The following is a 20,913-nucleotide window of genomic DNA, read 5'->3' as shown; positions in this document are numbered from 1 at the left end:
TTCGATAGCTTGGCGCAAACCTGATCCGGGGATTGTCCGTGTTGCGCCATCTGATCCTGCTGCTTGCCTGTCTTTCACTCAGCGCCTGTGTCGACAGGACGGTGTCTGAAATCGTGCCTTCGGCTGCGGTTGTCGGTACGCCCAAAACGATCCTGGCAACCACGACCCGCGCCAAAGAGGCGAACGGATCATACGGGTTCCGTCGCGGTGAATCCTTGCGCTATCTGGAAACCACGGTTTCGATTCCGCCAAATCACACCCCGGGAACCCTGAAGTTCTCCTACGCCAACCCAAATCCGAAGAAAGAGTTCGTGTTGGCGAACGTCAGCGAACTGGATGGGCCGCAGGACCTGAAAACCCATTTGCGCGGCAAAGAAGACGTCACAATTTTTGTGCACGGATACAACTCGACCCAGACCGAGACCTTGTTTCGGGCCGCACAACTGTCCCACGATATCGGCCTGCCCGGAAACACTCTGGTCTATTCATGGCCCAGCCGTGCGACAGGCTTTGGCTATGCCTACGATCTGGACAGCATGCTGTTCGCCCGTGACGGGCTGGAACAGACCATTCGCTCTTTGAAATCAATGGGGGTCAAGCGGGTCATTCTGGTCGCGCATTCCATGGGCAGCGCCCTGACAATGGAGATGATGCGCCAGGCCGAGTTGCAGGAACCCGGCTGGGCCAAAAGGAACCTGGAAGGCGTGGTTCTGATTTCACCGGATCTGGACGTGGATCTGTTCCGCTCGCAGATGGAGCGGATCAAGTCCCCGCCAGATCCGTTTCTCGTCATGGTTTCGCAAAAGGACAGGATTCTGAACATCTCGGCCCGTTTGCGCGGAACGGATGAGGGTGAGCGGTTGGGCAACATCAGCTCGATCGACAGTCTTGAAGAATTTCCGATCAGCGTGATCGACACCACCGCATTTAACAGCGATGCAGAATCATCGCATTTCGTGGCTGCGACTTCTCCTGCGTTGCTGGCGATCCTCAGTTCGCTCAGACGCGTCAATAACACGTTCGGGCCGGAAGATAGGCCGGCTATCGACATCCTTGTCCCGCCAAGCCAGCGGAACCCGGACGGTGCAACCGAAATAGTCCTGACAGAAACAGGGCAGGCCGAGGTTACGACTCCGTGAACCCGGGCGGCCTGCGTCGGTATCTTGTCCAGAACGCAAGCTGGCTGGGCGCGGGGGTGCTGCTGACCTTTCTGTCGAGTTTCGGGCAGACCTTCTTTATCTCGATTTTCTCGGGCCAGATCCGGTCCGAATTCGGCCTGAGCCACGGTGCATGGGGAAGCCTCTATTCGCTGGGCACGCTGATGTCTGCGGTGGTGATGGTCTGGGCCGGAGAGCTGACCGATATCTTTCGTGTGCGGGTGCTGGGCCCGGCGGTTCTGACGGGACTGGCGGTGGCGACAGCGGCGATGGCGCTGAACCAGTTGGTTGTTCTGCTGCCGTTGGTCGTTTTCCTTCTCCGCCTGTTTGGACAGGGGATGAGCACCCATCTGGCGCTGGTCGCCATGGCACGATGGTTTACCGCAACGCGGGGCAGGGCGCTTGCCATCGCCTCGGTCGGGTTTTCCATCGGCGAGGCGCTTTTGCCCCTGATCTTTGTCGCCGCAATGGCCCATTTCGACTGGCGAACACTGTGGTTGGTTTGCGCTGCCGTCTCTGCGCTGGGAATACCGATCCTGATCCGACTGCTACGCCAGGAACGAACACCTCAAAGTCTGGCCAGTGAATATACCGCCACCGGCATGCAAAGCCGCCACTGGACCCGCCGGGACGCGCTTTTGCATCCGCTGTTCTGGTTCATGGCACCTGCATTGTTGGGTCCGTCCGCCTTCATCACGGCCTTCTTTTTTCATCAGGTTCATCTGGCCGAGGTCAAAGGCTGGCTTCATATCGAACTGGTGGCCCTGTTCCCGGTCTTCACCGCAGTCGGCGTGCTGTCTATGTTTGCGGCGGGCTGGGCGTTGGACAAATGGGGTACGACGCGCATTATGCCGTTTTACCAGTTGCCCATGGCGCTGGGGTTTCTTGTTCTGTCCTTCACCGGTTCGATTGGTGGCGCCCTGACCGGTCTGGTCCTTCTGGCGCTGACCGTCGGGGCCAACAGCACGCTGCCCAGCGCATTCTGGGCCGAGTTTTACGGAACGCGCCACATCGGTGCGATCAAGGCATTGGCAACAGCGATCATGGTGCTTGGGTCGGCCATCGGCCCCGGACTGACGGGCGTTCTGATTGATACCGGCATTCCGCTTGCGACCCAGTTTCTCTGGATCGGAGGGTTTTTTGTTGTGGTCTGCGGGGTGACTTGGGTCGGTATAACACAAGCCGCACGCAAACTTTAACGTGTTCGCCGCAGATACACGTAATAGGCTCCGTCGCCCCCGTGGCTGATATGGGCGGGTGTTATCTGAAGGACGGCCTGCGCCAGTGGCGGCAAAGACAGCCATTGCGGAACCTGATTGCGCAGGACACCCCGCGGCGTCGGGATCGGTCCGGGCTCATCCCTGTCCTTGCCTTTGCCGGTGACAACCAGAACCAGACGCTTGCCAGAAGCCTGCGCGGTCAGAACAAACCGCACCAGAGCCGGATGTGCCGCGTCCACGCGCATTCCGTGCAGGTCCAGCTTGCCTTCCGGCTTCAGCTTGCCGCGCTTCATTCGCGCAAAGGCCTTGGTGTCCATCTGCACCGGACTTGCCCGCAGACTGTCTCCAATTGCGGGCTTCAGGGCGTGTTGCGCAGGCTTTGTCGGTGCTTTCTGCCCCAGTTCAAACTCGTCAAATCTCGGTTTTGGCTGCCGGTTCGGCTTGGGTTTCGGCAAAACGGCCGGGTGGACCGTCTGCGGAATCTCGGGGTGCAAACGCTCGGCCCGTTTCGCGACCTTTCGCCACAATTCCACCTCTTCTGCGGTGAGCTTTCGGCGGGACATCAGAACTCATCCGGCGACATGGCATAAGCGCGCTGAATCGGCAGCAACACAACCATGCGGCCCGGATCCTTCAGCCGCCCGGCGGCCTGCCCGGCGGTGTCACCGGTTCCGAAAAAGATATCGGCGCGCTGCGCCCCTTTGATGGCCGCACCAGTGTCCTGCGCGATCATCAGGCGGCGCAACGGGTTTGACCCATCCTTTTCCAACCAGACTGGTGCCCCCAGCGGCGTATAGGCCGGGTCTGTCGCAATGCTGCGCAAGGTCGTGACCGATCGGTTCATGGCACCCAGCGGCCCCCGGTCAGGAGCGACCCGTGTGACTTCGCGGAAGAACACATAAGACGGGTTGTGGAACAGCAGTTCCGCACCGGCCTCGGGGTTCTTGCGTACCCAAGCCCGGATCATCTGGGCGCTGACCTCGTGTGCGCCAAGAACACCGCGCCTGATCAGTTCGACCCCGATCGACCGATAGGGATGGCCGTTCGCGCCGCCATATCCGACGCGCAAGGCGCTGCCATCGGGCAGGCGAATTCGCCCCGAGCCCTGAATCTGAAGAAAGAACAGTTCAACCGGATCGTCGACCCACGCAATCTCAAGCCCGCGCCCCGCCATGGCCTCGCCGGTCAGGATTTCGCGGCGGCTCAGCCATTTGTCGGCAGCGCGTGCCTCGGGCGGAATTTTATACAGCGGATATCTGAACCGATCCGATCGGGTTCTGGACCCGTCCAGTTCCGGCTCGAAATATCCGGTGAACAAAGCCTCCTTGCCGTCTTCGACAAGAACCGGGCGAAAGAAGAGTTCAAAGAAGGCCCGGGCTGCGTCTGGGGAATAAGTCTGGGCCACGCCGCACAGCGCCCTCCAGTCCGGGTCATTCAGATCGTTGCAGGTGTTCAGAAAAACCGAAAGGGCCGCCCCGTGATCGTCGGCGGCCCAGCCATCCAGATCGTCGAATGACAGGATGGATCGCGTCGCCTCGGCTCCGGCGGCGCTGGCGGCGGTCATCGCGCCCACCAGTAAGAGCGACCGGAGCGTGGCAATCATGCGTCCGTGGCGACAAGCAGCCAGTTCGGATCATCCGAGCCCATGACACGAGCAAAAGTCCAGCTGTCCTTCTGGCGTTTGACGGTGTTGGGGCTACCTTCGATGATGTCCCCGCCACGATCCCGCACGACCGAGGTCAGTTCACCCACAAACTTCATGGTGATCTCGGCCTGATTGGTGTCCTTGTCGAAATGGGCATCGGCCAGCGCGGTTTCACGCACACCGATGAATTCGGCTTCGATGGTCAGGCCCCGGTCTTCGCGGTCAGCCACAACGGAAACGAAAGTGTCAAAGACCTCTTCCGACAGGAAAGGCTGGATTTCGTCCAGGTTACCCTTTTCGAACCCCATTACGATCATCTCGTAAGCGCCGCGCGCGCCCTGCACGAATTCGGTGACGGAAAATCCGGGCTCGATCCGTTTCATCGCCGCCAGTGTCTGGGCCTGCTCGCTGTCTTCGGGAACGTGGTCGGTGATGTCATAATCCGGGCCGCCGTCGATCACTTCAAAATCGCGGCGCGCCTTGTTGGAACCGGGCTGCTGCAGAGGAGGTTTCTCGAAACCTTCACGCGTACCCAGAACGCTTTTCAGGCGCAGGATCAGGAAAACGGCAATTCCGGCCAGGACCAGCAGCTGGATCATGGGTTCGTTCATTTCATCCTCTTTTCAGAACCGCGACTTTGTATACGCGGCCTCATGTCACTATGTAGGTGACAGTTTAGGGCAAGTCCACTGCCCTGCACACGCGAAAGGATGACGAAAATGTATCTGTTTCTGGCATTTCTGTTGGTGCCGATCATCGAGATTGCCCTGTTCATTCAGGTTGGCGGTCTGATCGGACTTTGGCCGACACTTGCAATCGTTGTCCTGACAGCCTTTCTGGGCACCGCTTTGGTGCGGACGCAAGGCCGCATGGCGCTGGGTGAATTACAGAGAACATTCAACAATCTCGATGACCCGACCGAACCCCTGGCCCATGGCGCCATGATCATTCTGTCAGGCGTATTGTTGCTGACGCCGGGCTTTTTTACCGATGCCGTGGGCTTTGCGCTGCTTATCCCCGGCGTAAGGGTTGCCGTGTTCCGGTATCTGAAATCCAAAGTAACGGTGACGCATTTTCAGATGGGCACAGGTGCACAATTTCACCAGGGCAATGATCCCTTTGGTCAGGATGACGTGATCGATGGCGAATTTACCGAGGTTCACCCCCGCAAAGAACCAACAAAACCGTCGAAATGGGTGGATGGTCCGCACGAGCATTGAGGTGCCGCGCCCAACTTGATAAGCAGTGGCGAAATTCAATTTTGGAGTAGATCCATGGCCGAAGAAAAAGCCGCAGACAACGCTGCGGCACAAACCGCCCCGCAGGTTCAGATGCGGGTTCTGGGGCAATTCATCCGCGATATGTCCTTTGAAAACGTGATGGCGCAAAAGGGTGTATCCGGCGATGTGCAGCCCGAGATTGCCGTACAGGTCAATCTGGACGCGAAAAAGCGCCCGGCAGACCACCAGTTCGAGGTTTCGATCAAGCTGAACCTCACCTCGAAAGCCAAGGGCATGGAAGATATCCTGTTCCTGTGCGAAATCGACTATTGCGGACTGTTCCACGTGGAAGGTGTGCCCGAGGATCAATTGCACCCGTTCCTGATGATCGAATGTCCGCGGATGTTGTTCCCGTTCCTGCGCCGCGTTGTCAGCGACATCACCCGCGACGGTGGTTTCCCGCCGGTCAACCTGGACACAATCGACTTTGTCGGCCTCTACCGTAACGAGTTGATGCGCCGCCAGGCCGAAGCCCAGAAGGCCGAAGCCTGATCAATCTGACCCGCGCCGGACATTGGTTCAGGCGCGGGTCCAAAGGGCGTTTTCGCCCAGTTTTTCCACAAATTCCTGATGTGCGGCGCGTTCATCTTCGGTGATCCGCGGCGCAAGCGGTGTTGCGCGCGGCGTCGGACGCCAATCCTCGCTGCCGCCGGAGGCATTTGCGGTAGACGCCGACAGGCCGAAATCGGGTTGCCGCCCGCCGATCAGTTCCAGATACACCTCGGCCAGAATCTCCGAGTCGAGCAGAGCGCCGTGCAGAACACGGTTCGAGTTGTCGATGCCGAACCTGCGGCACAGTGCATCCAGCGAGGCGGGCGAGCCCGGAAACCGTTTTCGTGCAATGGCCAGCGTATCCAGAGCCTGATCCATCGGAATCGGGGCCAGGCCCATCCAGCCCAGTTCGGCGTTCAGGAATTTCATATCGAAGGATGCGTTGTGGATCACCAATCGCGCATCGCCCACAAAATCGCGGAATCCCTGGCCGACCTTGGCGAATACAGGTTTGTCCTTAAGCGTCACCTGGCCTTTTTCTGGCGGGCGGGGCGGTTCCAGCAAATCCGGACCGATCCCGTGCACACCAAATGCCTCCTCCGGCATCGAGCGCTGGGGGTTGATGTAGACATGATAGGTTTCGCCCGTCGCGACGTGATTCCACAGCTCCACCGCACCAATTTCAACGATCCGGTCGCCGCTTTCGGGATCAAAGCCCGTGGTTTCGGTGTCGAGAACGATCTCACGCATTTGCCAGTCCTGCCCTGATCTGCCTGACCACATCCTGCACCTGCGCGCGGGCATGGTCCAGCGTATCGGTGACAATCACGAAATCCGACCGCGCACATTTTTCCTCATTCGGCATCTGCTTGGCGCGAATTTGCTCGAACTGCGCTTCGGAAATCGTTCCGCGGGCCATCACGCGGTGTTTTTGTTCCTCGGCCGGTATCGAGACACAGGCAACGGCATCCATCGCGACGTTTCCGCCCGTTTCGAATAAAAGCGGGATGTCGAACACCAGAATATCCTCGGCCGCGGTTCCCCGGAACCTGGCTCGATCCGCAGCAACCAGCGGGTGCACTATGCTTTCTATGGTTTTCAGAGCGGAAGGATCAGAGGTGATGATCCGTTTCAACGCATCCCGGCTGACAGCGCCGTCGAGGACAGCCTCGGGAAACACAGCAGCCATCGGCGCAACTGCCGCCCCACCTGCGGAATAAAGCTGGTGGACTGCCGCGTCCGCGTCCCACAACCCGCAGCCTTCGGCCACGAACATCTGCGCCGTCGTGCTTTTGCCCATGCCGATCGAGCCGGTCAGGCCAAGGGCAAAACTCATGCCAGGGCCGCCGCGCGGGTTTCTGCGGTGACCTCGGGGCGCACTCCGAACCAGCGCTCAAACCCCGGAACCGCCTGATGCAACAACATGCCCAGACCGTCCACCGTTGTGCATCCGGCTTCTTCAGCCTGTTGCAGCAATCGGGTGCGCAGCGGGGCGTAGACCAGATCATTCACCACGGTGCCGGGCTGCAAGCCATCCAGCGGCACGCGCAGTTCGGGCTGACCCTGCATTCCCAGCGAAGTTGTGTTCACCACAAGCTCGGCCTCTTCAATGACATTTCCGGCCTGCACCCAGTCTATCACGGTAATGCGCTGGCCGAACTCTTCTTTCAGATGATCGGCACGAGTGCGGGTTCGGTTGGTCAGCAGGATCTCGGGGACGCCAGCATCCGCCAGGGCGGACAGAATGGCGCGTGCTGCACCACCAGCGCCAAAGACCACGGCCGGCCCGTCCTGCGGGTTCCAGTCGGACGCGCCTGCGCGCAGGTTCTCCATAAAGCCATACCCGTCTGTGTTATCGGCATGGATCGAGCCATCGTCGCGAAACACAAGCGTATTCGCTGCCCCGATGACCGAAGCCCGGTCAGACACATGATCGGCCAGGCGCAGTGCGGCTTCCTTATGCGGAACCGTTACATTCGCGCCCACAAACCCGGCTTTCGACAAACTCCGCAAAACTGTTTCCAGATCCGCGGGCGTGACATCCATGGGAACATAATGCCCGGCCAGACCATAGGTCTGTAGCCAATGACCGTGCAGCTTGGGCGACCGGGAATGCGCCACCGGGTGCCCGATCACCCCGGCCAGAGGAATACGATGTTCCGTCATTGATCGATCACCCCTTTTACGGCCAGATAATTGAGCAACTCCAACAGGGGCATACCCAAGACGTTAAAATAGTCGCCGTCAATGGTGGCGAACAGCCGCGGGCCTTCTTCTTCCAGCTTATAGGCACCTACGGCGTATCGGATACTGTCCCAATTGCGCGCCACATAATCCTTCAGATAGGCATCCGAACTGGCCCGCATCCGCAGACGAACCTGCCCCACATGTCGCCAGATCGGTTCCCCGTTTTGATAAATGACGGCAGCCGACAGCAACATGTGCCGTTTCCCCCGCATCGCCTTCAACTGGGCCAGTGCGTCTTCAGGCGTCTCCGGCTTGGACAACAAACGGCCTTCGAAGTCCAGAACCTGATCGCATCCCAGAACCATGGCCCCCGGATTCTTGTCGCTGATTTTTCGCGCCTTCATTTCGGCCAGCGCATCAGCAATATCGCGCGGTGATGCCTCTTCCGCCAGCAGCGCGCGTTTCATGCTGTCTTCATCTACGCGCGCGACCTGAACGGAAAACGGGACACCTGCGTTCTCCAGAAGTTGTGCCCGGATGGCCGAGCCCGAAGCGAGTATGATGGGGACAGGCATGTGGAAAACCCCGTGGGCAAAGCGTTGAGTGATCTGGGACGTTTTGTATGGTTTTCAGGTTGACACGCAACCCTGCGATTTCGGCGCGGATCTTCCCCGAGTCGCCCGAAAACTGTCAAAGCAGGACAAGAATAACTTTGGAAATCGGGAAAACCACGATGTCCCCAGTTGGTCATCGAGTTATCCACAGTGAAGATCGCGAAATAGTATACTAACCACATGAATTTAATTGATAAATTATTACACTAACAAGATCATCGGCATCGCGGTCAACTCTATCCACCTGGGGAAAAGTGGAGGGTAAAAAAGTAATCCACGGATTCTTCTCTCCCTACAAAACCATCATCCTTTCTCTTTTCTTATTTTTTTATTAGGGAGAGTTCCGAGCAACGCCCGGAGCCAAAATGACCGATCTTCTTTTCACGATTTACCCGTGGGTGAAGTCTTTACATATCATGGCCGTGATCTCTTGGATGGCAGGTTTGTTCTATTTGCCCAGACTGTTCGTCTATCACGTAGAAAAGGCGCAAATCGTCGAGGGAGCGGAACCCATTTTCTTTGAAATGGAAGACAAGCTGCTGCGTGTGATCATGCGTCCTGCGATGATCGTGGCGTGGGTTTGCGGGCTGATCATGGTGTTCACACCGGGCATCGTCGGCTGGGATTGGTCCTGGCCCTGGGTCAAAGGCGCAGCGGTGATCGGTATGACTTGGTTCCATCACTGGCTGATGGCACGTCGAAAGGACTTTCTTGAAGGCCGAAACAAGCTCACAGGGCGCCAGTATCGCATGATGAACGAGGTACCGACCGTTTTGATGGTTGCCATCGTTCTGGCGGTCATTCTGAAGTTCTGAAGGCCTGTTTGACTCCGCCAGCCGTCGCGCTTATGTAGGAAGCAACACGCCCGTCCGGGCGGCGTATCTTCCGTACTGAAATTCCACTTCGTGCCGCGATGCCAGCGGTGAAGGTATATATCATGACAACTGAAGCCCTGAATCTGGCCGACCTGAAAGCCAAAAGCCCCAAAGATCTTCTGGCGATGGCCGAAGAACTGGAGATTGAAAACGCCTCGACCATGCGGAAAGGCGAGATGATGTTCCAGATTCTGCGCGAACGCGCGGATGATGGCTGGACCGTTGGCGGTGATGGCGTGCTTGAAGTGCTGCAGGACGGATTCGGCTTCCTGCGCTCGCCCGAGGCGAACTATCTGCCGGGTCCGGACGATATCTATGTCTCGCCTGACATGATCCGCCTGCACTCACTGCGGACCGGGGACACGGTTGAAGGCGAGATCAAGGCACCAGATGAGAACGAACGTTATTTTGCGCTGACCAAGGTCACCAAGATCAACTTCGAAGATCCTGAGAAGGCCAAGCACAAAATCCTGTTCGACAACCTGACGCCGCTGTATCCGGATGAGCGTCTGAAGATGGAAATCGAAGATCCCACCATCAAGGACAAATCGGCGCGTGTCATCGACCTGGTTTCGCCAATTGGTAAAGGCCAGCGTTCGCTGATCGTAGCACCGCCGCGCACCGGTAAGACGGTGATCCTGCAGAACATTGCGCATTCGATCGAACAGAACCACCCGGAATGCTACCTGATCGTCCTGCTGATCGACGAACGCCCGGAAGAGGTGACCGATATGCAACGCTCGGTGAAGGGTGAGGTTGTGTCCTCGACCTTCGACGAACCGGCGACGCGCCACGTGGCTGTTTCGGAAATGGTGATCGAAAAAGCAAAGCGTCTGGTCGAACATAAACGAGATGTTGTTATTCTTCTCGACTCGATCACAAGACTTGGTAGGGCATTTAACACAGTAGTGCCATCCTCAGGTAAAGTTCTGACCGGTGGTGTGGATGCAAATGCTCTGCAACGTCCCAAGCGATTCTTTGGTGCCGCGCGGAACATTGAAGAGGGTGGTTCGCTGACCATCATCGCAACCGCCCTGATCGATACCGGCAGCCGGATGGACGAGGTTATCTTTGAAGAATTCAAAGGTACAGGCAACTCCGAGATCGTTCTGGATCGCAAGATCGCAGACAAGCGCGTGTTCCCGGCGATCGACATCCTCAAGTCGGGTACTCGGAAAGAAGACCTGCTGGTCGACAAGGGTGATCTGGCGAAGACCTTCGTTCTGCGCCGAATCCTCAACCCGATGGGCACCACCGACGCGATCGAATTCCTGTTGTCGAAGTTGAAGCAGACCAAGACAAATGGCGAGTTCTTCGACTCGATGAATACCTGACACAGGTCTTAACCGACGCGAGGCCTTCGAATGGATACGATATTCGCCTTGGCCAGCGCGCAAGGCAAAGCAGGGGTGGCGGTTATCCGCCTCTCTGGTCCACGGGCGCACGAGGCCGCGGCAGAACTGACCCGCGGTACATTGCCTTCCCGCGGCATGCACCTCCGATCCCTGTATGCGCAGGACGGTGGGCGGTTGGATGATGGCCTTGTCCTGACCTTCGAAGGACCGGCCAGCTTTACCGGCGAAGATGTGGCTGAGCTGCAGATCCACGGCAGTACGGCTTCAGTGAACGCCGTTTTGCGCTGTCTGTCTGACATGGAAGATCTGCGGCTGGCTGAACCCGGAGAGTTTACGCGCAGAGCGTTGGAAAACGGCAAGATGGATTTGACGCAAGTCGAAGGTCTGGCCGATCTGATTGACGCGGAGACCGAAGCTCAGCGTAAACAGGCGCAAACGATTTTGGCCGGTGAATTGGGTGTTCTGGCCGAGCGCTGGCGTCGTGACCTTATCCGCGCCGCATCCTTGTTGGAGGCGGTGATCGATTTTGCCGATGAAGACGTTCCGACAGATGTTACGCCTGAGGTGCGGTCGCTTGTATCGGGTGTCATGGATGACTTACGCCGGGAAGCGGAAGGCGTAAAAATAGCCGAACGAATCCGAACAGGATTTGAGGTGGCCATCATTGGTTTGCCGAATGCAGGTAAATCCACTTTGCTGAATGCCTTGGCCGGGCGGGAAGCTGCAATAACCTCGGAATTTGCCGGAACAACCCGTGATGTGATCGAGGTTCGCATGGACCTTGCCGGGTTGCCGGTCACAATGCTGGACACGGCCGGGTTGCGCGAAACGGAGGATCACGTAGAAAACTTAGGGATCGAACTGGCGCGAAAACGCGCCGACGCTGCTGATTTGCGAGTGTTTTTGGCTGATTCTCCGCAGGATCTGGGTGTTCCGATGAGTGAAGGAGATATCCAGGTTTTTCCGAAATCCGACCTGCGTTCACATTCAAAAGGCGGAATATCAGGGAAAACCGGGGAAGGGATAGATCAGCTAATCTCCCAGATATCGTGTGTCTTGGCGCAGCGATCTACCAGCCATGGTATCGCCACGCGCGAACGGCACCGTGTATCGCTGAACAAAGCTCTGCAATCCTTGTCCGACGCAACAAGCGTTCTTGAATCAGGCCCGGATCTGTATGATATCGCAGCCGAGGAACTACGCTCAGCCATACGCGCCCTTGAATCACTGGTCGGCAGAATAGATGTAGAAAGCCTGTTGGATGAAATATTCTCCAGCTTCTGCCTTGGTAAGTAGGGAGTGTTTCACGTGAAACATTCAATGTTTGATGTCGTCGTAATTGGTGCCGGTCACGCCGGAACCGAAGCCGCACATGCCGCAGCCCGGTTGGGTGCCACCACCGCATTGGTCACCTTGTCTGAAACGGATATCGGGGTAATGTCCTGCAATCCGGCAATCGGCGGGCTGGGCAAGGGGCATCTGGTTCGGGAAATTGATGCCCTGGGCGGCGTCATGGGTCAGGTCGCCGATCAGGCTGGTATTCAATTTCGCCTGCTTAATCGCCGCAAGGGTCCGGCCGTGCAGGGCCCCCGAACACAGGCTGACCGCGCGTTGTATCGGTCCACCATGCAAGCGACGACGAAAAGACAGGAAAACCTGTCCGTGATTACCGGGGAAGTCGTCGACTTCCTGATGGATGGATCACGAGTTGCCGGAGTTCAACTGGCTGATTCATCAGAGATTCACGCGAAAACTGTTATTCTGACCTCAGGCACTTTCCTTCGGGGCGTGATACATATCGGAGATGTGTCAAAGCCCGGAGGTCGGATGGGGGACCGGCCATCGGTGAAACTGGCGGAGCGCCTGGACGGATTTGATCTTCCGATGTCACGTCTCAAAACCGGGACACCACCGCGATTGGACGGCAGAACCATCGATTGGTCGGGACTGGATGAGCAAAAGGGCGATGAGGATCCAACATTCTTTTCGTTCCTGACAAAAACAGCGGTCGCGCCACAAATTTCATGTGGGATCACCCATACCAACGAACGTACCCACGAGATAATTCAAAACAACCTGTCCCGATCGGCAATGTATGGCGGTCACATAGACGGTGTTGGGCCCAGATATTGCCCTTCGATCGAAGACAAAATCGTTAGGTTTGCGGACAAGGATTCCCATCAGATTTTCCTTGAACCAGAAGGTGTGAACGAACACACAATCTACCCGAATGGAATTTCGACATCTCTGCCTCAGGATGTTCAACTGGCCTATGTGCGGTCCATAAAGGGACTCGAGGCCGCTGAAATACTGCAACCTGGATACGCGATCGAATATGACTACGTGGATCCACGTGTTCTGACGAGCTCACTGTCTTTGCCTGATGTACCGGGTCTATATCTTGCGGGTCAGATCAACGGTACCACAGGATATGAGGAAGCGGCGGCACAAGGTATGGTCGCAGGTCTGAATGCGGCCTTGGAAGCGCAAGGGCGGGATCCGGTTCACTTTACAAGGGCCGACAGCTATATCGGTGTCATGATCGACGATCTGACAACGCGTGGTGTGGCAGAACCCTATCGAATGTTTACATCTCGGGCAGAATTCAGACTGTCCCTTCGTGCTGACAATGCAGATCAACGGTTGACGCCAATCGGAATAAAACTGGGCTGTATTGATGAACATCGAAAAAACCAGTTTGAAGAAAAGGTTAAAAAGCTGGATCAGGCTAAATCTCGCCTGAAAGAACAAAGCTTCACGCCAAAGGAAGTGCGGGCAGCAGGAATCAATGTCAACCAGGACGGAAACCGCAGGGATGGAATGGCAATCCTTGCCTTCCCAGATGTCAGTTTTCAGGATTTGATCCCGCTACTTCCGGATCTTGAACAGGTCGAAGATGAAATTCGGTTGCAGGTCGAGCGAGACGCGCTTTATGCGAATTATATCGCGCGCCAGCAAAGGGATGTCGAAGCTATGAAGCGGGATGAATCCTATGAAATCCCACGAGATTTCGATTATTTCGGGATGGATGGGCTTTCTTCCGAGATGAAGCAAAAACTCTCGTCAGCAAGGCCCGAAAATATTGCACAGGCCAGCCGGGTCGAAGGCGTTACTCCTGCCGCTCTGGCACTGGTTCTTGCAAAACTAAGGCGCGGCCTGAAAGCCCGGAAAGCATGAACTCAGAGTTTGCCTTGTTTGACGGGCTGAATGTTTCACGTGAAACATTTGCTCGGTTTGAGACCTACGTAGATTTGGTGAATCGCTGGAACCCTAAGATCAACCTTGTTTCGAAAAACAGTCTTTCGGAGATCTGGACACGCCACATCCTGGATTCCGTGCAGGTATTCCGTTGTGTCGAGAGCTTTGGGCATTGGGTGGATCTGGGCAGCGGAGGGGGCTTCCCGGGCATGGTTTGCGCACTTATGGCCATTGATGAAGCACCTGATACCAGATTTACTTTCCTGGAAAGCGATCAGCGAAAATCGGCTTTCTTGCGAAATGTAGCCCGGGAGTGCGGGGCAAATTGCACTGTAGTTTCCAAGCGGATTGAGTTGGCGGAACCTGCCGGGGCAGATGTACTATCCGCCAGGGCATTGGCCGATCTGAGCAAACTATTGTCGTTCTGCGACAGGCATTTAGCGGATTCCGGCGTAGCGCTGTTCCCAAAAGGCGCCAACTGGAAAAAAGAACTGGAAGAAGCGCGTGAGGAATGGAATTTTGATGTTGAGCCAATTAGAAGTTTAACCGAACCCCAAGCCGTTATCCTTAAGGTCAAAGGAGTATCACGTGGTTGATCTGTCTCGCCCGGAAGGGCCTCGGATAATTGCGGTTGCCAATCAGAAGGGTGGGGTAGGGAAAACCACAACAGCGATCAACTTAGCGGCAGGCCTCGCCGAAGCGGGGTGTAAAGTTCTGGTTGTGGACCTTGATCCGCAGGGGAACGCGTCAACCGGTCTGGGCGTCGAGGACCGCGACTGGACGACCTATGACCTGATTCTTGACGATGCTCCGCTGGAGGCGGTGATTCAGGAAACGGAGATTGACGGGCTGTTTGTTGTCCCAGCCACTGTCGATCTGAGTTCAGCCGACATTGAGCTTATTTCCAATGAAAAACGCAGCTATCTGCTTCACGATGCGCTACGTCAGACCGCAATTGACAAATTTGAGTTGGATTATGTGCTGATCGATTGCCCGCCGTCCCTGAATTTGCTGACGGTCAACGCCATGGTTGCGGCCCATTCGGTGCTGGTTCCGCTGCAAAGCGAGTTCTTCGCACTTGAGGGGCTGTCTCAGTTGATGCTGACTATTCGAGAGGTTCGCCAGACCGCAAATCCGGACCTGAGAATCGAAGGTGTTGTGTTGACCATGTATGACAACCGCAACAACTTGTCCCGCCAGGTCGAAAAAGACGCGCGTGACAATCTGGGTGAGATGGTATTTAAAACCAAGATACCCAGAAATGTTCGGGTCAGCGAAGCGCCGTCTTATGCGTTGCCGGTCTTGCAGTACGACTCGGGGTCTCTGGGGGCGATGGCCTACCGTCATCTGGCCCGGGAAGTCATGCAAAAAAATAACAGAGCCGCAGCCTAGGTAGCAGTGAGGAGGCCGACGTGAACGTCAAAAAAACAAAGTCCCGGGGATTGGGGCGGGGATTGTCGGCCCTTATGGCTGATGTCGCAACTGAAACAGATGGGCGCGGCTTTTCTGAATCCCGACGCCCTGATCTCAAGGTTCCGATCGAAAAACTGCGTGCGAACCCGAACCAGCCACGCCGGACTTTCTCAACCGATCAATTGGATGAACTTGCGGCGTCGGTAAAAGAAAAGGGCATCATCCAGCCGCTGATCGTGCGCCAGATCAATGGTAGCGAGTATGAGATCGTTGCGGGGGAGCGACGCTGGCGGGCCGCACAGATGGCGCAGCTGCACGACATCCCGGTCATTGTTCGGGACTTTGACGATACCGAGGTTCTGGAAGTTGCCATCATTGAAAACATCCAGCGCGCTGATCTGAACGCGGTGGAAGAGGCCGCCGGCTATAAACAGTTGATGGATCGCTTTGGTCACACGCAGGAAAAGCTTGCAGAAGCCTTGGGCAAAAGCCGCAGCCACATTGCCAACCTTCTACGCCTTCTGTCTCTGCCATCTGATGTACAAACCCTTGTTATTGAAGGGAAATTGTCAGCAGGACATGCGAGGGCGCTTATCACGGCCGAAAACCCGTCTGAATTGGCGAAAATTGTCGTCCGAGATGGGTTGTCTGTACGGGCAACCGAAGCTTTGGTCAAAAAGAAGCAGAACGGTCCGGCAACAACGACACCCAGAGCCAGAAATCTGGATGCGGGTAAGGATGCGGATACCAGAGCGCTGGAAAAGGATCTTTCGGCAATCCTTGCGATGAAGGTGTCCATCAATCACAAGGCCGGAACGGAATCGGGCCAGGTTGTCTTGACCTATGAAAACCTGGATCAGTTGGACGATTTGTGCGCCAAGCTCAGCCGTTAGGCCGGGTCCAGATAAAACCCATTACGCCGCCCAGAACGAGGGCCTGAATGATCAGGACGTGGGCTGGCAGGGAAAGCAGAACAGACAATCCAAACACGGCGGCAACTGACAAGGTTGCCGCCTTTTTTGCGGCCGGGCGGATCGCACCGGAACTTTGCCAATCCAGAATCATCGGGCCAAAGGTCCTGTGGGTGATCAGCCAATTGTGCAACCGGGATGAGGAGCGCGCGAAGAAAAACGCCGCAAGCAGCAAGAACGGCACCGTTGGAAGCAACGGCAGGACAATCCCCACAACCGCCAGTGCCACGCATAGCAACCCCAGTCCGGCCCAAAGAAACTGCATGCGCTACTCCAACAATTCGCGGATCACGGCGTTCAGCACCGCGCGACCGTCTTTGGTTGCAAAAAGTCGGTTTTGATCACGTCTGATCATCCCGTAGGACTCGAGCTCATCCAATTTGTCCGGATTCAACGGGGCTTTGGAAAGGGTTGCGAACCGGTCCATGTCCAGCCCCTCGGCAATGCGCATCCCCATCAAAAGGTATTCATTTGCCTGATCTTTTGATGACAGGGCGGTTCGGGACTTTTCGCCATTGCCGCTCAAAGCAGCCGTCAGCCACGTGGTCGGAGACAAATAGGTTTCTGTCGCCATCTTTTGCCCAGATAGCGTCAGGCGCCCATGTGCACCGGGGCCAATGCCGACGTAATCTCCGTACCGCCAGTATATAAGGTTGTGTCGGGATTCCGCGTCTGTGCGGGCATGATTTGAAATCTCGTATGCCGGCAGACCATGAGCTTCGCAAATCTCCTGCGTGGCCAGATACATGTCTGCCGCACTGTCATCGTCCGGAAGCCCGCGCAGTTTGCCGACCGCATAGCGGTCACCGAAAGCCGTGCCTTCTTCAATTGTCAGCTGATAAAGCGACAGGTGGTCCACCGCCAAGCCCAGTGCTTCGGTCAACTCTGTTTTCCACGCCTCCAGCGTTTGGTGCTGGCGGGCATAGATCAGGTCGAAGCTGACACGGTCAAAACAATGACGGGCAATGTCGAAGGCCGCTTGCGCTTCGGCCGCTGTGTGAATGCGTCCCAAACGGCGCAGATCATCATCGTTCAGGGCCTGAATGCCCATCGAAATGCGATTGACCCCGGCGTCACGATAGGCGGCAAAGCGTCCGGCCTCGACCGAACCGGGATTGGCTTCCAGTGTAATTTCAAGGCTGTTAGATGGGCGCCACAGGCTGCGGGCCTGCTCGATCACACCAGCAACGGTTTCCGGCGCCATCAAAGATGGTGTTCCGCCGCCAAAGAAGATCGTGTTCAGAACCCGGCCTGGCGTTTCGGCGGCCGAGCGGGTCAGCTCAGCAAGAAACGCTTCAAGCCATTGTTTTTGATCGATATTTCTGGAAACATGGCTGTTGAAGTCACAATAGGGGCATTTGGCCTCGCAAAAAGGCCAATGCACATACAGGCCAAAGCCCCCGTTGCGCCAATCATCCGCCAAAGCAGCCTTTCACGAACATCTCCACCGCGCGCCCACGATGGCTGATCTTGTTCTTTTCCCAGCGATCCATCTCGGCAAAGGTAATGTCGTATCCGTCAGGGACAAACATCGGGTCATAGCCAAAACCACCTTCACCCCGAATGGGCCAGACAAGGTGGCCCGGCGCGATGCCTTCGAATACCTCATCATGCCCATCGGGCCAGGCCAGAACCAGCGTGCTGCGGAATTGCGCGGTGCGGGGGTGGGGCGCGTTTTTTTCCTCCAGCTCGTTATGCGCGCGGGTCATCGCCATAAGGAAGTCGCGTCCGTTGCCGGTTTCGGCCCAATCGGCGGTGTAGACGCCTGGCGCGCCGTCCAGCGCGTCTATGGTAATTCCGGAATCGTCCGACAGAGCAGGCAGGCCGGTGGCCTTGGCAGCGGCATGAGCCTTGATCCGGGCGTTGCCGACGAACGTGTCCTCGGTTTCTTCCGGTTCGGGAAGATCCATTTCACCGGCGCCCACAACGGACACTCCAAAGGGTTCGAGAAGATGCGCCATCTCCTCAAGCTTGCCTTTGTTATGCGTGGCCACCAGCAGCCTGTCGCCGTCGAACTTGCGGGTCATGCGGCGGCGGCCTTTTGTGCTGCAGCCAATTCCGCCACGCCCTTTTCCGCCAAATCCATAAGCTGGTCCATCTGAGTGCGGCTAAAGACAGACCCTTCAGCGCTCATCTGTACCTCGATCAGCTTGCCCGATCCGGTCATGATGAAGTTGCCATCGACGCCGGCTTCGCTGTCCTCGGGGTAGTCCAGATCCAATACCGGCTGGCCTGCATAAATACCGCAAGAAACTGCTGCAACAGGGTCCACCAAGGGGTCCGAGATCACATCGCCAGTTTTCATCAGTTTGTTGACTGCCAAACGTAAGGCAACCCATCCGCCGGTGATCGAAGCGCAACGGGTACCGCCATCGGCCTGGATCACATCACAGTCCACGGTGATCTGACGCTCGCCCAGAGCAACCCGATCCACACCGGCGCGCAGGGCGCGGCCGATCAGGCGCTGAATTTCCACGGTGCGCCCGCCTTGCTTGCCCGATGCCGCCTCGCGCCGCATTCTTGTATTGGTAGCACGGGGCAGCATACCGTATTCGGCTGTGACCCAACCCAGTCCGGAACCTTTGATAAAGGGCGGCACACGATCCTCGATCGTGGCGGTACACAACACATGGGTATCGCCCATCTTGATCAGACAGGAACCTTCGGCATGTTTGGTAAAGCCCGTTTCAATTGAAACCGGGCGCATTTCGTTTAGATCACGTCCAGAGGGTCGCATTGAAAATCCTTTGTTTGCTGGCTTGGGGATAACGCCCCCTTGGCTTACGATGCAACCCCGATTGACCTTTCAATTGCCTGCGATTTAATGACGACCCAGCAGGGGACCGCCGATGAGCGAAGCAAGTAAAATTCTGAACGAGATGAATGACCGGTCGCGCGAGGTTTTCCGGCTGATCGTTGAGAGTTATCTGGACAGCGGTGAGCCAGTAGGAAGCCGAACCCTGACTCGCACCCTGTCGGAAAAAGTCAGCGCCGCGACCGTGCGCAACGTGATGCAGGATCTGGAGTTTTTGGGCTTGCTCGACAGCCCGCATATCAGTGCGGGTCGGGTGCCGACGCAAATGGGCCTGCGGATGTTTGTCGATGGTCTGCTTGAGGTTGGCGATCTGAGAGCGGATGACCGGCAAAAGCTGGATGAGACATTAGGCTCTAACGCGGGTGATGTAGGGGGAATGCTGGACCGGGTCGGTTCGGCCTTGTCACACGTGACACATGGCGCATCACTGGTTCTGACCCCAAAACACGAATCCGAGATCAAGCATATCGAGTTTGTATCGCTGGCTCATGACCGGGCCCTGGTGGTTCTGGTTTTTGCGGACGGACATGTTGAGAACCGGCTGTTCACACCACCGCCCGGCCAGACACCCAGTTCGATGCGGGAGGCTGCAAATTTCCTGAATGCGCTGATCGAGGGCCGGACGCTGAGCGAAGTGCGGCGCCAGATGCAGACCCAGATCGATGCGCGGAAGCAGGAAATCGATGTGCTGGCGCGCGGGATGGTCGAAAGCGGCATGGCCGCCTGGGACGGCGATGCGGGCGACTCGGCCCGTTTGATCGTGCGGGGGCGGGCGAATCTGTTGGGGGAGACCGGCGCGACCGAGGAACTGGACCGCATTCGAACGCTGTTTGATGACCTGGAACGCAAGCGGGACATCGCGGAATTTCTGGAACTGACCGAAGAAGGCGAGGGTGTGCGCATTTTTATCGGCTCAGAGAACAAACTTTTCTCACTTTCGGGTTCCTCTTTGGTGGTGTCTCCATATATGAACGCTGATCGTAAGATAATTGGTGCGGTCGGGGTCATCGGGCCCACGCGTCTGAATTATGGACGGATCGTGCCGATCGTGGATTATACGGCGCAACTGGTCGGCAAGCTGATATCCGACCGGAGCTAGAGGGTAAGAGATGGCAGAGCCCAAGAACGAAGAATTTCTGGATGATATCGCAACCGCCGAGGCGGAAGAACTTGCTGAGGAGCTGATGGATATCAGCGAAGAGGCGCTGGAGATCGATGCGCTGCGCGCTGAGCGAGACGATTTCAAGGACAAGTTCATGCGCGCCCTGGCGGATGCGGAAAACGCGCGCAAGCGGGGCGACAAGGCGCGCCGCGATGCGGAACAGTATGGCGGATCGAAACTGGCCCGAGACATGCTGCCGGTCTACGACAACATGAAGCGCGCGCTCGAGACTGTGACGGATGAACAGAAAGAGGTTGCCGCCGGTCTGATCGAAGGCGTTGAACTGACCATGCGGGCCTTGAAGGACGTGTTCCAGAAGCACGGAATCGAAGTGATCACGCCCGAGGTTGGCGACCGGTTCGATCCGAATGTGCATGAAGCGATGTTCGAAGCCCCGGTGCCGGGGACTCGTGCGGGTGATATCATTCAGGTTTCGGCCGAGGGGTTCATGCTGCATGACCGCCTGCTGCGTCCGGCGCAGGTCGGGGTATCGTCGATGCCTGCGAACTGATTGGCTTCTTTGAAGCCA

General features: G+C 57.0%; 24 protein-coding genes. 13 read left to right on the top strand and 11 right to left on the bottom strand.

The features are described 5' to 3' along the window. Nucleotides 1-38 precede the first annotated feature (38 nt). Together ACR0J2_RS17910 and ACR0J2_RS17905 are read left to right on the top strand one after the other, a co-directional pair. Entirely contained in the window at nucleotides 39-1,139 is a 1,101-nt protein-coding gene (locus tag ACR0J2_RS17910) for an alpha/beta hydrolase (RefSeq protein WP_480813440.1), read from the top strand. Continuing rightward, nucleotides 1,136-2,356: an MFS transporter gene (locus tag ACR0J2_RS17905; RefSeq protein ID WP_480813439.1), complete on the top strand. Its 1,221-nt coding sequence runs from the start codon at nucleotides 1,136-1,138 to the stop codon at nucleotides 2,354-2,356. Before ACR0J2_RS17910 ends, ACR0J2_RS17905 begins: the two co-directional genes overlap by 4 nt. Here ACR0J2_RS17905 and ACR0J2_RS17900 read toward each other — a convergent pair. Genes ACR0J2_RS17900 through ACR0J2_RS17890 form a run of 3 tightly spaced genes read right to left on the bottom strand, consistent with a single transcriptional unit; the run spans nucleotide 2,353 to nucleotide 4,633 of the window. Further along, nucleotides 2,353-2,940 (bottom strand): Smr/MutS family protein, encoded by a 588-nt coding sequence (locus ACR0J2_RS17900; RefSeq protein ID WP_480813438.1) that lies wholly within the window; start codon nucleotides 2,938-2,940, stop codon nucleotides 2,353-2,355. The two genes, ACR0J2_RS17905 and ACR0J2_RS17900, sit on opposite strands and share 4 nt — an antisense overlap. Continuing rightward, a complete protein-coding gene (gene mltA, locus ACR0J2_RS17895; RefSeq protein WP_480813437.1) occupies nucleotides 2,940-3,980 on the bottom strand; it encodes a murein transglycosylase A in 1,041 nt (346 codons plus the stop codon). Before mltA ends, ACR0J2_RS17900 begins: the two co-directional genes overlap by 1 nt. Continuing rightward, nucleotides 3,977-4,633 carry a Tim44/TimA family putative adaptor protein gene (locus ACR0J2_RS17890; RefSeq protein WP_480813436.1) on the bottom strand — a complete coding sequence of 219 codons (657 nt, stop codon included), beginning with the start codon at nucleotides 4,631-4,633 and terminating at the stop codon, nucleotides 3,977-3,979. The genes mltA and ACR0J2_RS17890 overlap by 4 nt, the downstream gene beginning before the upstream one ends. Before the next feature lie 108 nt (nucleotides 4,634-4,741). Between ACR0J2_RS17890 and ACR0J2_RS17885 the strand changes: the two genes are divergently transcribed. Together ACR0J2_RS17885 and secB are read left to right on the top strand one after the other, a co-directional pair. Then, entirely contained in the window at nucleotides 4,742-5,242 is a 501-nt protein-coding gene (locus tag ACR0J2_RS17885; RefSeq protein WP_480440961.1) for an FxsA family protein, read from the top strand. Between the two features lie 54 nt (nucleotides 5,243-5,296). Beyond that, complete coding sequence (secB, locus tag ACR0J2_RS17880; protein WP_170680123.1) at nucleotides 5,297-5,794, top strand: protein-export chaperone SecB; 498 nt, start codon at nucleotides 5,297-5,299, stop codon at nucleotides 5,792-5,794. Nucleotides 5,795-5,821: 27 nt separating this feature from the next. On the opposite strand, the gene dnaQ is transcribed toward secB, so the two are convergent. Genes dnaQ through ACR0J2_RS17860 form a run of 4 tightly spaced genes read right to left on the bottom strand, consistent with a single transcriptional unit; the run spans nucleotide 5,822 to nucleotide 8,556 of the window. After that, a complete protein-coding gene (gene dnaQ, locus ACR0J2_RS17875) occupies nucleotides 5,822-6,544 on the bottom strand; it encodes a DNA polymerase III subunit epsilon (RefSeq protein WP_480440959.1) in 723 nt (240 codons plus the stop codon). Continuing rightward, complete coding sequence (coaE, locus tag ACR0J2_RS17870) at nucleotides 6,537-7,130, bottom strand: dephospho-CoA kinase (RefSeq protein ID WP_480813435.1); 594 nt, start codon at nucleotides 7,128-7,130, stop codon at nucleotides 6,537-6,539. Before coaE ends, dnaQ begins: the two co-directional genes overlap by 8 nt. After that, nucleotides 7,127-7,960 carry a shikimate dehydrogenase gene (locus tag ACR0J2_RS17865; RefSeq protein ID WP_480813434.1) on the bottom strand — a complete coding sequence of 278 codons (834 nt, stop codon included), beginning with the start codon at nucleotides 7,958-7,960 and terminating at the stop codon, nucleotides 7,127-7,129. The genes coaE and ACR0J2_RS17865 overlap by 4 nt, the downstream gene beginning before the upstream one ends. Then, complete coding sequence (locus ACR0J2_RS17860; RefSeq protein ID WP_480813433.1) at nucleotides 7,957-8,556, bottom strand: Maf family protein; 600 nt, start codon at nucleotides 8,554-8,556, stop codon at nucleotides 7,957-7,959. Before ACR0J2_RS17860 ends, ACR0J2_RS17865 begins: the two co-directional genes overlap by 4 nt. Before the next feature lie 404 nt (nucleotides 8,557-8,960). On the opposite strand from ACR0J2_RS17860, the gene ACR0J2_RS17855 reads away from it, so the two are divergent. The 7 genes from ACR0J2_RS17855 to ACR0J2_RS17825 all read left to right on the top strand — a co-directional run bounded on the left by ACR0J2_RS17855 (nucleotide 8,961) and on the right by ACR0J2_RS17825 (nucleotide 16,329). Continuing rightward, entirely contained in the window at nucleotides 8,961-9,410 is a 450-nt protein-coding gene (locus tag ACR0J2_RS17855) for a CopD family protein (RefSeq protein ID WP_480813432.1), read from the top strand. Nucleotides 9,411-9,532: 122 nt separating this feature from the next. After that, nucleotides 9,533-10,804: a transcription termination factor Rho gene (gene rho, locus ACR0J2_RS17850; RefSeq protein ID WP_170619061.1), complete on the top strand. Its 1,272-nt coding sequence runs from the start codon at nucleotides 9,533-9,535 to the stop codon at nucleotides 10,802-10,804. Nucleotides 10,805-10,834: 30 nt separating this feature from the next. Then, on the top strand, nucleotides 10,835-12,121 hold the full coding sequence (gene mnmE / locus ACR0J2_RS17845; RefSeq protein WP_480813431.1) for a tRNA uridine-5-carboxymethylaminomethyl(34) synthesis GTPase MnmE: 1,287 nt from the start codon (nucleotides 10,835-10,837) through the stop codon (nucleotides 12,119-12,121). A gap of 12 nt (nucleotides 12,122-12,133) precedes the next feature. Further along, nucleotides 12,134-14,002: a tRNA uridine-5-carboxymethylaminomethyl(34) synthesis enzyme MnmG gene (mnmG, locus tag ACR0J2_RS17840; protein WP_480813430.1), complete on the top strand. Its 1,869-nt coding sequence runs from the start codon at nucleotides 12,134-12,136 to the stop codon at nucleotides 14,000-14,002. Next, a complete protein-coding gene (gene rsmG / locus ACR0J2_RS17835) occupies nucleotides 13,999-14,619 on the top strand; it encodes a 16S rRNA (guanine(527)-N(7))-methyltransferase RsmG (protein ID WP_170612755.1) in 621 nt (206 codons plus the stop codon). The genes mnmG and rsmG overlap by 4 nt, the downstream gene beginning before the upstream one ends. Next, nucleotides 14,612-15,415: an AAA family ATPase gene (locus tag ACR0J2_RS17830; RefSeq protein ID WP_170680140.1), complete on the top strand. Its 804-nt coding sequence runs from the start codon at nucleotides 14,612-14,614 to the stop codon at nucleotides 15,413-15,415. Before rsmG ends, ACR0J2_RS17830 begins: the two co-directional genes overlap by 8 nt. Before the next feature lie 20 nt (nucleotides 15,416-15,435). Further along, a complete protein-coding gene (locus tag ACR0J2_RS17825) occupies nucleotides 15,436-16,329 on the top strand; it encodes a ParB/RepB/Spo0J family partition protein (protein ID WP_480813429.1) in 894 nt (297 codons plus the stop codon). Here ACR0J2_RS17825 and ACR0J2_RS17820 read toward each other — a convergent pair. The 4 genes from ACR0J2_RS17820 to rph are packed head-to-tail and all read right to left on the bottom strand — an operon-like array spanning nucleotide 16,319 to nucleotide 19,144. Continuing rightward, on the bottom strand, nucleotides 16,319-16,672 hold the full coding sequence (locus tag ACR0J2_RS17820) for a YbaN family protein (RefSeq protein WP_170612749.1): 354 nt from the start codon (nucleotides 16,670-16,672) through the stop codon (nucleotides 16,319-16,321). The genes ACR0J2_RS17825 and ACR0J2_RS17820 overlap by 11 nt on opposite strands. 3 nt (nucleotides 16,673-16,675) lie before the next feature. After that, nucleotides 16,676-17,830: a radical SAM family heme chaperone HemW gene (hemW, locus tag ACR0J2_RS17815; protein WP_480813428.1), complete on the bottom strand. Its 1,155-nt coding sequence runs from the start codon at nucleotides 17,828-17,830 to the stop codon at nucleotides 16,676-16,678. Further along, entirely contained in the window at nucleotides 17,820-18,434 is a 615-nt protein-coding gene (rdgB, locus tag ACR0J2_RS17810; RefSeq protein WP_480813427.1) for an RdgB/HAM1 family non-canonical purine NTP pyrophosphatase, read from the bottom strand. The genes hemW and rdgB overlap by 11 nt, the downstream gene beginning before the upstream one ends. Beyond that, complete coding sequence (rph, locus tag ACR0J2_RS17805) at nucleotides 18,431-19,144, bottom strand: ribonuclease PH (protein WP_170612743.1); 714 nt, start codon at nucleotides 19,142-19,144, stop codon at nucleotides 18,431-18,433. Before rph ends, rdgB begins: the two co-directional genes overlap by 4 nt. Nucleotides 19,145-19,256: 112 nt before the next feature. Here rph and hrcA point away from each other — a divergent pair, with 112 nt between their 5' ends. After that, complete coding sequence (hrcA, locus tag ACR0J2_RS17800; protein ID WP_170612741.1) at nucleotides 19,257-20,321, top strand: heat-inducible transcriptional repressor HrcA; 1,065 nt, start codon at nucleotides 19,257-19,259, stop codon at nucleotides 20,319-20,321. A gap of 10 nt (nucleotides 20,322-20,331) precedes the next feature. Further along, nucleotides 20,332-20,895: a nucleotide exchange factor GrpE gene (locus ACR0J2_RS17795; protein WP_170612739.1), complete on the top strand. Its 564-nt coding sequence runs from the start codon at nucleotides 20,332-20,334 to the stop codon at nucleotides 20,893-20,895. The last annotated feature ends 18 nt before the right edge of the window (nucleotides 20,896-20,913 follow it).

Source organism: Ruegeria sp. CG4, assembly GCF_056537185.1.
This window is presented reverse-complemented; position numbering and strand designations above follow the sequence as displayed.

What these genes read in the sequence shown, in the direction of transcription:
- ACR0J2_RS17900 (WP_480813438.1), bottom strand. Translation starts at nt 2,940, where the DNA reads ATGTCCCGCCGAAAGCTCACCGCAGAAGAGGTGGAATTGTGGCGAAAG.
- mltA (WP_480813437.1), bottom strand. Translation starts at nt 3,980, where the DNA reads ATGATTGCCACGCTCCGGTCGCTCTTACTGGTGGGCGCGATGACCGCC.
- ACR0J2_RS17890 (WP_480813436.1), bottom strand. Translation starts at nt 4,633, where the DNA reads ATGAACGAACCCATGATCCAGCTGCTGGTCCTGGCCGGAATTGCCGTT.
- ACR0J2_RS17885 (WP_480440961.1), top strand. Translation starts at nt 4,742, where the DNA reads ATGTATCTGTTTCTGGCATTTCTGTTGGTGCCGATCATCGAGATTGCC.
- secB (WP_170680123.1), top strand. Translation starts at nt 5,297, where the DNA reads ATGGCCGAAGAAAAAGCCGCAGACAACGCTGCGGCACAAACCGCCCCG.
- dnaQ (WP_480440959.1), bottom strand. Translation starts at nt 6,544, where the DNA reads ATGCGTGAGATCGTTCTCGACACCGAAACCACGGGCTTTGATCCCGAA.
- coaE (WP_480813435.1), bottom strand. Translation starts at nt 7,130, where the DNA reads ATGAGTTTTGCCCTTGGCCTGACCGGCTCGATCGGCATGGGCAAAAGC.
- ACR0J2_RS17865 (WP_480813434.1), bottom strand. Translation starts at nt 7,960, where the DNA reads ATGACGGAACATCGTATTCCTCTGGCCGGGGTGATCGGGCACCCGGTG.
- ACR0J2_RS17860 (WP_480813433.1), bottom strand. Translation starts at nt 8,556, where the DNA reads ATGCCTGTCCCCATCATACTCGCTTCGGGCTCGGCCATCCGGGCACAA.
- ACR0J2_RS17855 (WP_480813432.1), top strand. Translation starts at nt 8,961, where the DNA reads ATGACCGATCTTCTTTTCACGATTTACCCGTGGGTGAAGTCTTTACAT.
- rho (WP_170619061.1), top strand. Translation starts at nt 9,533, where the DNA reads ATGACAACTGAAGCCCTGAATCTGGCCGACCTGAAAGCCAAAAGCCCC.
- mnmE (WP_480813431.1), top strand. Translation starts at nt 10,835, where the DNA reads ATGGATACGATATTCGCCTTGGCCAGCGCGCAAGGCAAAGCAGGGGTG.
- rsmG (WP_170612755.1), top strand. Translation starts at nt 13,999, where the DNA reads ATGAACTCAGAGTTTGCCTTGTTTGACGGGCTGAATGTTTCACGTGAA.
- ACR0J2_RS17820 (WP_170612749.1), bottom strand. Translation starts at nt 16,672, where the DNA reads ATGCAGTTTCTTTGGGCCGGACTGGGGTTGCTATGCGTGGCACTGGCG.
- rdgB (WP_480813427.1), bottom strand. Translation starts at nt 18,434, where the DNA reads ATGACCCGCAAGTTCGACGGCGACAGGCTGCTGGTGGCCACGCATAAC.
- rph (WP_170612743.1), bottom strand. Translation starts at nt 19,144, where the DNA reads ATGCGACCCTCTGGACGTGATCTAAACGAAATGCGCCCGGTTTCAATT.
- hrcA (WP_170612741.1), top strand. Translation starts at nt 19,257, where the DNA reads ATGAGCGAAGCAAGTAAAATTCTGAACGAGATGAATGACCGGTCGCGC.
- ACR0J2_RS17795 (WP_170612739.1), top strand. Translation starts at nt 20,332, where the DNA reads ATGGCAGAGCCCAAGAACGAAGAATTTCTGGATGATATCGCAACCGCC.